Source organism: Embleya sp. NPDC001921, assembly GCF_053594475.1.
In genome coordinates this window covers 38,431-52,937 of sequence record NZ_JBSFEO010000060.1, presented here as the reverse complement: position 1 = coordinate 52,937, position 14,507 = coordinate 38,431, and the positions used below count along the sequence as shown (strand labels likewise).

Below are 14,507 nucleotides of genomic sequence, written 5' to 3'. Positions count from 1 at the left end.
GTTCCGGCCGTCGCCGGGAGGAGTACGACATGGATCGGCGTACATTTCTGCGGGGCACCGCCGTCGGAACGGGTGGGCTGGTGCTCGGCGGCTCGCTGTGGGCATCCGCCGCGCACGCGGGGCCCGCGCAGCCGGGAACCGGACCCTACGGCGCGCTCGCGCTCCCGGACGCCAACGGAGTACGGCTGCCGGCCGGGTTCACCTCGCGCGTGGTGGCCAGGAGCGGACGGTTCGTCACGGGAACCACCCACCTGTGGCACGGAGCCCCGGACGGCGGCGCCTGCTTCCGGGACGGAGCCGGGTGGATCTACGTCTCCAACTCCGAACTCCCGCTGGTGGGCGGGGTCTCGGCGCTGCGCTTCGCCGCGGACGGGAGCATCGTCGGCGCCTATTCCATCCTCGGCGGCTCGAACGTGAACTGCGCCGGCGGGGCGACACCCTGGGGAACCTGGCTCTCGTGTGAGGAGATCGCGTTCGGGCGGGTGTGGGAGACCGATCCGTACGGCCGCACGGGAGCGGTCAAGCGCGACGCCATGGGGCGCTTCAAGCACGAGGCCGCCGCCGCCGACCCGGACCGTCGCGTGATCTACCTGACCGAGGACGAATCCGACGGCTGCTTCTACCGATTCACCCCCGACACGTGGGGCGACCTCTCGCGCGGACGCCTGGAGGTGCTGTGCGCTCCGGCCGCACCGGTGACCGGTCCGGTGACCTGGCGGACCGTACCCCGACCCGGCGACTGGCTTGCCGGGACGCGCAACCAGGTCGCCGAGGCACGCCGCTTCAAGGGCGGCGAGGGCGCGCACTACCGGGACGGGCGGGTGTGGTTCACCACCAAGGGCGACAACCGGGTGTGGGTGTACGACGCGGCGACGAGCGTGCTGGACATCGCGTACGACGACGACCTGGTGCCCGCCGGGTCCGCGCCGCTGACCGGGGTGGACAACATCACCGGGCGGCCCAACGGCGACCTGTTCGTCGCCGAGGACGGCGGCGACCTGCAGATCTGCCTGATCACGCCGGACGACACGGTCGCGCCGTTCCTCCAGGTGACCGGCCACGACGGCTCCGAGATCACCGGCCCGGCGTTCTCCCCCGACGGGCGGCGGCTGTACTTCTCCTCTCAGCGCGGCACCTCCGACTCCCCGGCGGCCGGAGTGACGTTCGAGGTGACGGGGCCCTTCCGCGACGCGGGTTGACGCTTGTGCGGTGCGGGGCTCCTCGGCCCCGGAGCGGGGATGGGTGGCGGGCCCGGAGAGGCCGCCGCCCATCCCCGCTGCCGTCGTCGGTGTGGTGGACCCGATGGCGGACGACGTTCACGGTTTGCGATGGTGAACCCATTCAGCGCGACCGTTCGGCGGCGCGGGTGGGAACAGGGTGGAGATCGGGCGCAGTGCAGGGGCGGTAGTAGTGCTTCGTTTCTACGTCCCTCGTAGTACGCGACGTCAAGCCCTGCGGGGGAGTCGGCGCGGTGATCCGGCCGCAATACTTTCTAGAGTCAGACCCATACACCAATCTTTCGCGGACCTCGGGTCGGTGGAGCATTCACCGCCCAGTCAGGAGACTCGCCGCATGCAGTATCCGCACCGTCGGCCCGGCACCCACGACGATCGTCCGGCGGGCCGCCGGCGTCCGTCGACTGCCCGGTCGTTCGGCGGACGCTGTCCGGCCTGACCCGGATCCGCCCCGTTCCACGCCCGACCCGATCGCTTCACCGACACGCGGCACCCGCTCCGGTGGTGTGCAGCGCGCGGACTCCCGCCCGCCGTGGTGAGTCCTCCCTTGCCTTGACCCCTCGTACCGCAGTTCCCGGCACGTCCGCAGGCATTGCCTCGGCGCACCGACACTTCCGCGTTCCGCCCGATCGGTGATGCCTGCCGCCCCGGGCCGGGCCCGCGGGCCGTTGTCGACCCCTCGACCGACCCGGAGATCCGTTTCCATGGCTACCTTCCTGTATCGACTCGGGCGCTTGACGTTCCGCCGGAGGCGACTCGCTCTGCTGATCTGGGTGGCGGTCCTCGTCGCCGTCGGCGTGGGTGCCGCATCCGCCTCCAAGCCCGCCGCCAAGCCGTTCTCGATCCCCGGGATCGAGGCACAGAAGGCCCTCGACCTGCTCGAGGAGCGCAGCCCGGACTCCGGAGGCGGCGGGGCCACCGCACGCATCGTCTTCCGGGCCCCCGACGGGCAGCGGATCGACGCCCCGCAGAACAAGGCCGGCGTCGAGAAGACGATGGGCGCACTGCGCGGCACCCAGGAGATCGCCGACGCCTCCGACCCGTTCTCGGCCTCGACGCTGAGCGCCGACGGGAGGACCGCGTACGCGACGGTGGACTACCTGGTCGGGGCCGACCTGCTCAAGGACTCGTCCCGCGACATCCTCAAGGGCGCCGTGAAGCAGGGCCAGAGCGCGGGGCTGACCGTCGAGGTGGGCGGCGACGCCCTGGTCGCCGAGTCGAGCGTCGGCAACGGCGAGATCATCGGTGTGGGGGTCGCGGCCGTCGTGCTCGCGATCACCTTCGGTGCGATGATCGCCGCCGGGCTGCCGCTGCTCACCGCGATCCTCGGGGTCGGCATCGGCATAGCCGGGATCACGGCGGTGGCCGGCATCTTCGACCTCTCCGAGAGCACGTCCACGCTGGCGATGATGATCGGTCTCGCGGTCGGCATCGACTACGCGCTGTTCATCGTCTCCCGATACCGCACCGAGCTGAGGCTGGGGCGTGAACCGGAGGAGGCAGCCGGACGGGCCGTGGGCACCGCGGGTTCGGCGGTGGTCTTCGCCGGGCTCACCGTCGTCATCGCGCTGTCCGGCCTGGCCGTGGTGAACATCCCGGTGCTCACCGAGATGGGACTGGCCGCCGCCTTCACCGTCGTGATCGCCGTGCTCGTCGCGCTCACCTTCGTACCGGCGCTGCTGGGCTTCGCCGGCAAGCGCATCTTCGGCCGCAAGGACCGCAAGCGCGCGGCCAACCACGAGGCCGGTCTCGGCCACGGTCACCAGAAGCCGAACATGGGCTCGCGCTGGGCCCGCTTCGTCCTGCGCCACCCGGTGGCGGTACTGCTGTTCTCCGTGGTCGGGCTCGGCGCCGTCGCGCTGCCCGCGGCGAGCATGAACCTCGGCCTGCCGGACGACAGCGCGCAGCCGACCAGCACCACGCAGCGCCAGGCGTACGACATGCTCGCCGAGAGCTTCGGCCCCGGGTTCAACGGTCCGCTGATGCTGGTCGTGGACACGGCCAAGAGCAAGGACAGTCCGGCAGCCGCCGAGGCGGTCCGCCGACAGGTCGAGACCCTCAAGGGCAAGGGCGTCGCGTCCGTCGGCGCCGTCGCCTTCAACGACGCCGGCAACCTGGCCACCATCCAGGTCACGCCGACGACCAAGCCGAGCGACCCGAAGACCGAGACGCTCGTCCACGACATCCGCTCCACCGTCAAGAAGGCCGACTCCGCGAGCGGGTCGAGGACGCTGGTCAGCGGTACCCCCGCGTTGAACATCGACTTCTCGCAGAAGCTCAACGACGCGCTGCTCCCGTACCTGATCCTGGTGGTCGGGCTCGCCTTCCTGCTGCTGATCGCGGTGTTCCGCTCGATCCTGGTGCCGCTCAAGGCGGCCCTCGGATTCCTGTTGTCGGTCGCCGCGGCGCTCGGCTCGGTGGTCATGGTCTTCCAGTACGGCTGGCTGAACGAACTGTTCGGTGTCGAACAGACCGGCCCGATCATGAGCATGATGCCGATCTTCCTGATCGGCGTGGTGTTCGGCCTGGCGATGGACTACGAGGTCTTCCTCGTCACCGGAATGCGTGAGGCGTTCGTGCACGGCGAGAGCCCGCGCGAGGCGATCGTCAGCGGCTTCAAGCACGGCGCACGCGTGGTCACCGCCGCGGCGATCATCATGATCGCGGTCTTCGCCGGCTTCATCGGGGCCACCGACTCGATGATCAAGATGATCGGTTTCGGCCTGGCCGCGGCGGTGTTCCTGGATGCCTTCGTGGTCCGCATGGCGGTCGTCCCGGCCGTGCTCGCCCTGCTGGGCAAGTCCGCGTGGTGGCTGCCCAAGTGGCTCGACCGCATCCTGCCCAACGTCGACGTGGAGGGCGAGAGCCTGCGCAAGCACATCGACGCCCGGGCCGCGGCCGACGCCGGGGAGCAAGTACCGGGGCCCGACCTGGTGAAGGTCCACTGACGGGGCCTCGAGGGGACCGACCGACCGGGACCCCGAGATGACCGACACCCGCCGTGCTGCCGATGGGCAGCACGGCGGGTGTCCGTGGTTGTGGCGGAGCGCGCGGTGGTGGTCGCGCGACGGCACGTCCCGACGAGGTGTTATCGCCTATAACGAACGGCAAGTCGTTTAAGCGGGCTGTGCCGGGTCGAACTCGGCTGCGGCGGCGCTCGCCGTTTCCCACCTTTTAAGCCACCGGACTCTGTACCCGCGGGGCAACGCGGGGTTCACTCGGAGTACGGCCCGGTCGGCACGTCCCGACGCCCGGTGCCCGCACCGAACGGACAGGAGAAGCCTCATGGTTCGACCCCTGATCCTCACCCGCAGGGCCACCGCGCCCGCCCCCGCCGACGGCGAGCACCGCCGTCCGCTGCCCGACCACCGCTTCGATCCCGATCTCGGCCTCAATGTCGTCGCCGACGGAACACCGCTGATCCACACGGCCGACCCCGCGGCGATGGCGAACTACACCGGCACCCAGGAAGCCGGTCGCTGGAAGAAGGACGACTGACGACGCGCGCGTGATCGGCGTGCGCCCGACCGAAGTCGCCCCGTGGCGGCGGCTCGGCGGCCACGCCGATCACGCGCGCACCCGCGAGGATGTGACGATGGACCCGCTGCTCGCCACCGCCCTGCGCCACCTGGGCATCGAGGACCCCCCACGCCCGCTCACCCAGGACCACACCGCCGCCTGGCGAGCCGGGCAGTGGAAGATCAAGACGGCGACCGAACCCGCCGACGCCGCACCGCTGTTGCACGAGGCCCGCGCCGTCGCGCTCCTGCACGCCCGAGGCCTGCATCCCGTCGACGCCACCAGCGGACGCCTCGCCCGAGGCGCGTGGACCGCGATCCCCTGGCGTCCGGGCACCACCCTGTGGGACTGGGGCCTGGCCGCCCGCGAAACCCCGACACCCGGGCACGCGCGGCGGCTCCGCGGCATCGCCCGCCACGCGTTCACCGCCCTCCACCGGCTCCACGCCGCGGGATGGCGCCACGGCGACATTCAACCGGCCAACATCCTCGTCACCCCCGACGGCGCGATCGAGTTCATCGACCACGACCTCACCCACCACCGCGACCTCCCCCTGCCGGGCCCCTACCGAGGCGGCATGGACCAATCCACCGCCCCCGAGATCGCCCGCGAACTGCTCGACACCAAACCCGACGTCGACATCACCCTCACCACCGCGGCCGAGATCTACAGCCTCGGCGCGTCCCTGCGCTGGGCCTGGACCGGCCACGCCCCCGCCACCACCCGCCTGCTGGGTCCCGAGGTCAGCCCCCGAGACATTCTCGAGGACATCGCCACAGGCCGACACCGCCCACCCCTGACCTTTGAACTCCCCTGGGCCGACCCCGAACTGGAGAACCTGATCGAGGCGACGACGACCCCGGACCCGAGCCGACGCAGCACGGGTGGCATGTCGGCCGGAAACCCCGCCGACGGGCGGTGAAGCCGCTGCCGCGCCGCGTCCGCGTCCTCGGGGGCTCAGGGGCGGCGCTCCGGTCGGGGCCCGAGGTGGTGTGGGGGACGGATCGAGTGAAACTCGCGGGCGATTTCGGGGGAGGGCGTGTCGGCACGTCCGGACGGATCGTTTGTCCTTGCGACATGATCGCCCCAAGTTCAGGGAAGCCATGACCTTCGGCAGAGAAGAGCCGTCCTTCGTCGCGGCACGAGACAACGACACGAGTTCGCGGATCCGTTCCGGCGCGGAACGGCGAGACCCGATGTGGGCGGTACCCACGACGCTCCCCGGCTCCGGCGCCGTCGAGTCCGCGGGGGGCCGGCCCGCGCGGACGGTCGTATGGGGGCGGCGATGAAGGCTGCCGTCCCGGCGTCGGGCGAGCGGACCCCGGGGCCGAGTGAAGGGGCGGCGGCCGAGGTCGCCGCCGTTCCGCCGTCGGGTGCGCGGAAGCCGGTGGCGAGCGAGCGGAACGCGATCGGGGTGCTGCGCACCTACGCCGACCATCCGAGTGCCTTCCTGGCGGTCAATTCCCGGACGCGGCACTACTACGGGAGCGGCGTTCCCGGGCTCGTCGCCTTTCGGCCGGGGTACCCGCATCACATCCAGTTCGCCGGACCCTTCGCGGCGCCCGCGGAACGCGGACGCCTCCTGGACGAATACCTGCACACGCTCGGCCACGGCCCGGGCCGGCCGAAGTCGCTGACCGCGGTTCAGCTTCGCTCCCACGACATCGCCGTCTACGCCGACCGCGGATTCGTGATCAACCAGCTCGGTGTCTCGTACGGCATCGACCTGTCCCGCTTCACGCTGCGTGGCAAGGCCCTCGCCAAGGTCCGCCAGAACGTCTCCCGGGCCCGGCGGGAGGGGGTGACCGTCACGGAGGTGGGATCCGAAGCGCTGCCCGATCAACGCACCCTGGACGAGATCGACCGGGAGTGGTTGCGTGACAAGGGGCGCTACGTGCGGCAATTGGCGTTCATGGTCGGCGAACACGGCGGGATCGGCCGGACGTTGCGACGGACGTTCGTGGCGCGCCACCGCGGAGCGACCGTCGCCTACATCACGTACGCGCCGGCCTGGGGAAGCCGACCGGGGTGGTTGTGCGACCTTTCCCGACGTCGCCCGCAGGCCCCGGTCGGCACCCACGAGTTGATCAACCTCACGGCGTTGGGTCGTTTCACCGAGGAGGGCGCGGGCTGGCTGCACCTCGGGTTCGCGCCGTTCGTCGGACTGGCGGACGAGCACGAACCGGCCTGTGCGTCCGGACTGCTCGGGTGGGCGATCCGGCAGGGGGCGAGGCCCGGGCGCGAGCTCTACCCGGCGAGGACGCAGGCGGCCTTCAAACTCAAGTGGGCCCCGCACGCGTGTGAACCCGAGTACGTGGCCTTCCAGGATCGTGTTCGTGTGGCGGCGGTATGGCGCCTCCTGCGGGCGACCCGGGTGTTGTGATCGGTTGTCCGCGACGTCTCGGTGGGTTCGCGGCGGCGTGGGCCCACCGGCGTTGCCTTCGGGGGATCGGAACCAGGTGCCGTGTGATGGCCCCGGCTCGAAACGACCCCACCCGGCCCGGGACGGTGGGGTGACCGCGTTCGAGTGAAGTGGGTGGTGGGGGTGTGGTGCGGGGGGTGGCTGGGCAACGCCGGAGCGGGCGGTGGGGAAGTGAGCCGTTCGGGGAATCGGTGGGTTCGGGTCTACTCGCGCGTTCATGGAGGCGAATGATGACCGGTGCATCGCAGCCGAGCAGGGTGAACCTCGTGTTCGAAGCACGCCCGAACCATCCATATCGCGACGAGAACGCCGAGGTGATGCACGATCGCACGGTGGCGAACCTCGACGTGCCGGCCGCGGCGGGCGCTCCGGAACGAGTGGAACTCGCGAGGCATCACATCGTGCCGTGGAACATGCTCGCACGATGCTGGAACAGGGCGGTCGACGCCTACTACCGGGATGACGCGACGAAGCCCGGGCCCGCACTCGTGCGGTACCTGCAGAAATTGGAGAAGCTTGCTCGGACGTTGCCGTGGGACCCCGCCCCCGCGGACCTCGAACAACTGACCGCGTTCCTGCGGGCCCTGCGACTGAAGACGATCGTCCACGACCCTGCCGGCACCGGATTCAGGGACCAGGCGTACGAGTTCTCCCAGATGCTCGCGTGGTGCGGCGGGAATCTGGTGATCGGGCCATCGGGATCCAACGCGCCGAACCGATCCCGTCGCGTGGACGATCCGGGGGAGAACTACGAGGAGTACCTGGTCCGTCATGTGCGGTTGCCCGAGGCGCGCACGACGTTGGGACAGATGCGGGCCGCCGCGGGCTTCGTGAAGGCGCGGCCCGCGGGCGCGGAGCCACCCGACCGTACCGAACTGGGTTACATAGCAAGCTTTTTCGATAAATACGCGACGCTGTACGACACCAAGTGGCCGCAGCGGGTCGCCGACAAGACGTGGGCCGTGATCGCGTCCGGGGACCGATTCCTGTCACCCGGGTACGCGACCATGGAGCACAACCACGCGGTCGATCCCAAACTGTGGGATCACAACAAGCTCCCCTACGCACTGCGGCAGGTTCGCGGACGCAAGACCAAGGTCACGGCAGGTGGAACCCTGACGCCTGCCAGGGAGGTCGCACCCGTGCCTCGGGCGGCCGACGCGGCCGAGACGACCGGCGCGAGCGCCGACGCCGGCGGGGACCCGATCGTGATCACCATCGGTTCGACCAGGGTCACCCTGGACCTGGTGAACTCCTGGGCGGACGACAGCGGATGCCGGCAATTCATCGCGAGCGTGGACGAGCTCGATATCGGCGATCTCCTGGACTGGGCCGCGCAACAATGGGGCGCACGGCCGGAGATCCCCGAGCAGCTCCGCGAGTTGCGGGTGCGCGATGCGCGCATCGAGACCGTGCGCGACCGCGGGAGTTGGGTGTCGTGGCAGTTCGCCCTGACCATGGGGATCGAACTCGCCGGAACGGACACGGACATCGGCGTACTCCTGGAGTACACCTCGGACAACGGGTTGGTCTTGGGCGCGCACATCGCTTGCCGACCCGGTTCCGATCCCGACGCCCACGCCACGTACTTCACCGGGACGTTCGCCGAGGACGGCGGAGGATGGCAACTCGACGCCGAGATGCTCGCGGGCGATCCGGTGCGATTCGGCGACCTGGTACACCTGCTCGGCGCCGATGACGAGTCGCCCGCCGGCGTCGTTCACGGGTAGTACGGACGATCCGACACGCGGGTGTCCGGCCCGGTGGCGACCGCCCCTCGTGGTCCGCGGCGACCGAACGTCCGGCCTACCACGACCCCACGTCCGGCCCGACGAGAACCCGCCACGTCGGCGCTGGAATTGGGCAACTTCCGTCGGCAGCAAGGGTGTTCGAGGCGCGCTCGGCTTTCCGATACCACGAAGACCGGGATTCCCCAAGGCTGTTGCGTCGACCACTCGGTTTCGTAATGTGATGGTCGGGCAACCAACGGTACTCGATCTCTGCGAAGTTGCGCCGGTACCTCGCGGTCGCGACTCGGACCGGGCGTCTCCCGAGGCGGCAAGCGGTGTGCCGCAGGCGTGGCGGGGCGTCCCCGGAAGCTGTCGGACGACAGGGGAGTGGGCGTATGGGTGGGGACGCGTGGGACGACCTGCCGATGGACGCGGTGCCGGCGCTCACCTCGGGGGCGCTGCGGCTGGTCTTTCCCACGGGGAAGGGAAAGGTGGAACTCGGGCTGTCGCTGACCGGCACCGCCCTGGAGCGGGAATGGCAGGTGGGCGTGGCCTCGGCCTGCGACCCCGTCGCGGGGCAGCGGGTGACGGTGCTGGCCGCCGCGGCTCGACCGCGATTGACGTTGGCCGACCTGCCGGTGGTCGGTCCGCGACTACCCGCGACCGCCGCCGAGGTGACCCGGGTCGCCCTCGTCGCGCGCACCGGGGACCGGCCGCCGGGCAAGGAACTGGCCGACAAACTCCTGACCTTGCTGAGCCCCGGTGAAGGCACAGCGCTCGACCTGGACGCGTCGGCCCTGGCCGGCAAGGCATCGCTGGGCGCGGAGATCGTGGTGGCCGGCGACAAGCGGCAGGCGTGGATCACCTTCGGCGGCCCCACCGAGTCCCCAAGCCCGGCGCCCGCCACCACCACCGATCCGCGGGCCGCATCCGCGAGCCCGTCCGCCACCCCGTCCGCCACCCCGTCCGACAACGAGCACCCCGCCCTCCCCGCGCAGATGCCCGCCGCGGCCCCCGCCCCGGCCCCGTCCGCACCCCCCACCGCCGTATGGCTCGACGTCTCCAAGGCCCTCGGTCCCCTCCAACTCCACCGAGTCGGCCTCGCCTACCGCACCGACGCGACGAAACGACTGTGCCTGCTCGTGGACGCCTCGCTGGGCGCGGTCGGCCTGACCTTCGACGCCATCGGCCTGGGCCTGGCCGTGGCGATGGACGGATCGTTCGCGATCTCCGGGCTGCTCGACGGGCTGGGCCTGTCGTACGCCGTGGGCCCGACGACCATCGCCGGCGCACTGATCCGCGACACCCACCCCGCGCCACCGCTGACCCTGTCGATCAGCGGGATCCTGGTGGTCACGACGCCGGAACTCGCGTTCCTCGCGGCCGGCATGTACGGCGAACTCGCCGACGGCCGCACCACGGTGTTCGTGGTGGGCGAAGTCTGTGGCCTGCACATTCCGTTGGACCCGGTGGAGATCACCGGACTGATCGGCGGGTTCGGCTACAACTCCGATCTGAGCATTCCCGACAGGCCCGAGGACGTCGCGCGCTACCCGCTCGTCGCGGGCATCGGCGACCAGCGGGCGATGCCGGTGGACAAGGGCGCCGCCGCCGTGCTGGAGAAGCTGGACGCGCTGATCAAGCCCGCCGGTGATCACGTGTGGGTGGCGATCGGCGTGACCTTCAACGTCTTCAAGCTGGTCGAGGCCACGGCCGTGGTCGCGGTACAGGTCTCGAGCGAGGACGTACTCGTCGCCGTCCTGGGCACCGCCCGGATCCGCTTCCCGCAGAACAGCCGGCCGTACGTCTGCCTCACCCTGGGGCTACGCGCCGTCTACCGCCTGTCCACCGGCGAACTGTCGCTGTCCGGCGCCCTGGACCCCACCCAGTCCTACCTGGTGAACCAGGACTGCCGAGTGCAGGGCGGCTTCGCGATCTACACCTGGCTGCCGCCGTCCGAGCACGCCGGCGACTTCGTGATCACCTTCGGCGGCTACCACCCCGGTTACCGCCCACCCGCGCACTACCCGCAGTCGGTGGAGCGGATCGGCGTGGTGTGGCAGCCGAGCGACTGCGTCGGGATCCGCGGCGAGGCGTACGCGGCGGTGACCCCCTCGATGTTGCAGGTCGGTGGCATCCTGCGGGTGGAGTACTCCTCCTCCGTGGTGTCGGCCTGGCTGCGCGCGGAGATGAACGCGACCGTGCAGTGGGAGCCGTTCCGGTTCGAGCTGTACATCGGGGTCCAGGTCGGCGTCGAGATCCGCTTCCTGGGCACCCACCACCTGGAACTGTCCGTCGAGTTGACCCTGTGGGGGCCACCGACCGGCGGCGTCGCGTGCGTGGAACTCCCGGTGGTGCCGAACCTGCACATCCGCTTCGGCGCCGACCGGCCCGCCGACGCCGCCGCGCTGAGCTGGCAGCAGTTTCACGAACGAGTGTTGTCCGGGCGCGAGTTGCAGGTCGTGATCGCCTCGGGGCTGCTGCACGAGCAGGCGCCCGCCGATGCCGAGGGCGAGCCTGGGGAGGTGGCCGTCCCGCGCTTGGCACTGGCCGTGCGCACCCCCGTGCCCTGCACCGCGCTGGATCGGGAGACCGCCACCGGGTCCGCGTGCTCGGCCGGCCGCGAGATCGCCCTCGCGGCCGGCGGCGGCAAGGTTCCGGTGCGACCCATGCACACCCACGTCACCGCGCACTGCACCCTCGCGCTCACCCGGGACGGCAAGCGCGTCGACCTGGACACGTGGACCATCACCCCGGACACCGGTGGCGTCCCCGCGAGCGTGTGGGGACCCCTGCTGGAGAACCCCCAGGCCACCCCTCCCGTGCACCCGGCGGACGCGGAGTTGATCGACGGCGCGCTGATCGGCGCCCGGGCGACACCCCCGCCGGCACCCACCTGCGCCGATCCACCCGTGGGCCCGATCCCCAAGGCGCGCCTGGAACTCGACGGCGGGGCGCGCGGGCTGCTGCCCGTCCCGGAGCGGCCCCAGGGCGACCTCCCGCTCGACGGCACCCGGCAAAAGGTCGCCGACACGATCGACACCGCGGACGCCGTGGCCGCCCGCCGCGACCTGTTCGCCCAGTGGACGGCCCTCGGCGTGGCGCCCGGCGATCCGGCCGCGCCGCCGCTGGACGCGCTCACCGGCTACCGAACGCGCCTGTGGTCGACGCTGACCACCGACCCGATGCTCGTTCCCGACTCCGGCAGGTCCCGATGACCGATCCGCACGCGCTGTCCACCGCCCCGACCGACCTGGTCGTCACCTTCGTCGGGGACGACCGGCCCGCGCTCTCGGCCGGCGCCTACACGCTCACCGCCACCCAGCCGATCGTCGACGACACCGGCTCGACGCTGACGACGCTCACCGACAGTGCCGAATTCACCGTGCACGCCGCCCGGTTCACCCTGGAACCGACGGACGTCATCGCGATGAACCCGCCGCCCACCGCGTCCGGACGCTTCGACACGACACTGCCCCACCTGGTCCTGAACAGCAGCGGCCTGCCCTGGGCCAGAACGCTGACCGGGGACACCGATCCCTGGATGGCGCTGCTCCTGGTCACCGGGGACGACGTGGTCGCGGACTCCGTGACGGGCGAGGCGATCCGCGCGGGGACCGTGCGGGACCTGCTCGACCCGCCGGCGCACGTGCTGGCCCCCGCCCTGGACCGGCAGGCCCTCGCGGACCGGCTCACCCTGCCGTGCCGAACCGTGGATCTGCGCTTCGACGCGCTGGAGGAACTGCTACCCAGGCGGGAGGACTTGCGCTGGCTGGTGCACGTACGTGACGTCACCGCGGCGGCCCGGTTCGAGGCCGCCGACGTGGTGGACGACTTCGAGCCCGGTCGGCACGCGGTACTCGCGGCCAACCGCTTCCCCCGGATCGGCCCGTGCCGCTACACCGCCGTACTCGTCTCCCTGGAGGGCCACACCGACTTCACCTTCCTCGGCGGAACCACCGCGCCCCCGCGGGACACCACGGCCGTGCGGATGACCGCGCTGTGGTCGTGGAGCTTCGACAGCACCGCGCCGGGAGACGCGGGCCACGACTTCCAGACCCTGGCCGACGAACTGGCCGAGGCGAGCAGGGTGGACAACCGGCTGCGGCTGCCCCGGGGCAGCACCACCGGGCACGTCGCCGATCGGCTGGCGGCCGGATACGTACCGGTCGCCTACCAACTTCCCACCGGCGAACACACGCCCGCGTGGTACCGAGGGCCGTGCACCGCCGTCCCGCCACAGCCGCTGCCCGCCGGCCGAGAACCCCTCACCGGCCCGGACGCCGCGCTGATCTGGATCGAGGACCAGGGCGTGTGGGACGTCGGCTACGCCTGTGCGTACGCCCTGGGCCAAGTGCTCGCCGCGGCCGACCCCACGCTGCTGCGCACGCTGGAGAGCTACCGCGAACACGGCCTGGCCACCCTGCGACGCGGCGTGGCGGCGGGCGGTGCCGGCTCCCGGGCGGGTGGCTATTCCGAGGCGGACGACGACGAACCGGAGACGGCCCGACTGCGCTTCCAACGGCTGGTCGAGGGCGGACTCGCCCCGGAGATCGACGAGGGGCTCAAGAAGCAGCCGACGGCGACGGCGACGGCTTCGGCCCGACGGATCGCGACCGACACCCACACGCGACGCGGGGCGGAGCAACTATCGCGCATCGTTGCGGAGTTGATCGCCGACGCGAGGGCCGACGCGAGGGCCGACGCGAGGGCCGACGCGGACGCCGGTAAGAACGCCGGTGGCGACGTCGACACCGCCGACACCCGTCGCGACCCCGCGACGCCCCGAACCGCCGCCGCCCTGCGCCGGGTGGCCGACAAGCACGCCATCCACCTCGCGCAGGCCCTGGGACCCGCCGAACAGTGGTTGGTACGCGTACCGTTCGACCACCTCGTGCCGCACGCCGGCATGTTGCCCGAGCGCACCGCCAGGTTCTTCCACATCGACCCGGCGTGGATGCACGCCCTGTTCGCCGGGATCCGCCGCACGGGCACGACCACGTCCCTGGACGTGCATCTCGACCGGATCCTCCATCAGGCGCTGACCGAAGCCGGCGAGCCCGACCTGCCCGTCTTCGGCGCGTTCGTGCGCTCGCCCCTGGTGCGCTACTGGCCGGACCTGATCATCGAGGCCACGGACGCGGGCGACACCGCCCTGACCACCCGGGTCGGCCGGCCGCTCGCCGACGTCGCGCTCCTGCTGTGGGACACCCTTCCCGCGAGCGTCACGCTGCGTGAACCACCGCACGGCCTGAGCCTGGGCATCGACACGATGAACCACGGCGGCTCGCTGAACCTGCGGGTGCCCGACGGCGCCGACCTGGGCAAGCCGCTGTTCCGCGAGGCCACCGGCCTCGACGCGTGCCTGCGCGGCACCGACGGATCCTCGCCGCGTTCCCGGGAAGTGCTGCGCGTCGCCGAGGGAAGCCCGTGCCTGCGCGACCTGCTTCAGGCGGCACTGGACGGCGCGCCGACCCTCACTCCCGCCGGACTGGCCCTGCAACTGCTCAATTCGGCCGGGGAGTTGGTCTTCGTACCCAAGCCCTGAGCCGGCCTCGCGAGGCGGCCCGCTCCGAAGGCCGCGCGCGCCCCGAGTCGCCC

Annotated in this window: 8 protein-coding genes; all 8 read left to right on the top strand. The window is 71.4% G+C overall.

All coding sequences use genetic code 11. The features are described 5' to 3' along the window. Positions 1-29: 29 nt before the first annotated feature. The 8 genes from ACWCPW_RS44785 to ACWCPW_RS44750 all read left to right on the top strand — a co-directional run bounded on the left by ACWCPW_RS44785 (position 30) and on the right by ACWCPW_RS44750 (position 14,454). Positions 30-1,199, top strand: a complete 1,170-nt coding sequence (locus ACWCPW_RS44785; RefSeq protein WP_449767390.1) for an alkaline phosphatase PhoX — start codon at positions 30-32, stop codon at positions 1,197-1,199. Positions 1,200-1,939: 740 nt separating this feature from the next. Next, a complete protein-coding gene (locus ACWCPW_RS44780) occupies positions 1,940-4,183 on the top strand; it encodes an MMPL family transporter (RefSeq protein ID WP_449767389.1) in 2,244 nt (747 codons plus the stop codon). A gap of 337 nt (positions 4,184-4,520) precedes the next feature. Further along, the gene (locus ACWCPW_RS44775) at positions 4,521-4,733 is read left to right on the top strand and encodes a hypothetical protein (RefSeq protein WP_449767388.1); all 213 of its coding nucleotides are present in this window, start codon (positions 4,521-4,523) and stop codon (positions 4,731-4,733) included. Between the two features lie 19 nt (positions 4,734-4,752). Continuing rightward, on the top strand, positions 4,753-5,676 hold the full coding sequence (locus tag ACWCPW_RS44770; protein ID WP_449767387.1) for a hypothetical protein: 924 nt from the start codon (positions 4,753-4,755) through the stop codon (positions 5,674-5,676). A 363-nt stretch (positions 5,677-6,039) separates the two neighbouring features. Then, entirely contained in the window at positions 6,040-7,137 is a 1,098-nt protein-coding gene (locus tag ACWCPW_RS44765; RefSeq protein ID WP_449767386.1) for a phosphatidylglycerol lysyltransferase domain-containing protein, read from the top strand. A gap of 269 nt (positions 7,138-7,406) precedes the next feature. Then, positions 7,407-8,906, top strand: coding sequence for a hypothetical protein (locus tag ACWCPW_RS44760; protein ID WP_449767385.1), 1,500 nt, complete (start codon positions 7,407-7,409; stop codon positions 8,904-8,906). A 395-nt stretch (positions 8,907-9,301) separates the two neighbouring features. Further along, positions 9,302-12,124 carry a DUF6603 domain-containing protein gene (locus tag ACWCPW_RS44755; protein ID WP_449767384.1) on the top strand — a complete coding sequence of 941 codons (2,823 nt, stop codon included), beginning with the start codon at positions 9,302-9,304 and terminating at the stop codon, positions 12,122-12,124. After that, positions 12,121-14,454, top strand: coding sequence for a hypothetical protein (locus tag ACWCPW_RS44750; protein WP_449767383.1), 2,334 nt, complete (start codon positions 12,121-12,123; stop codon positions 14,452-14,454). Before ACWCPW_RS44755 ends, ACWCPW_RS44750 begins: the two co-directional genes overlap by 4 nt. Positions 14,455-14,507 lie beyond the last annotated feature (53 nt).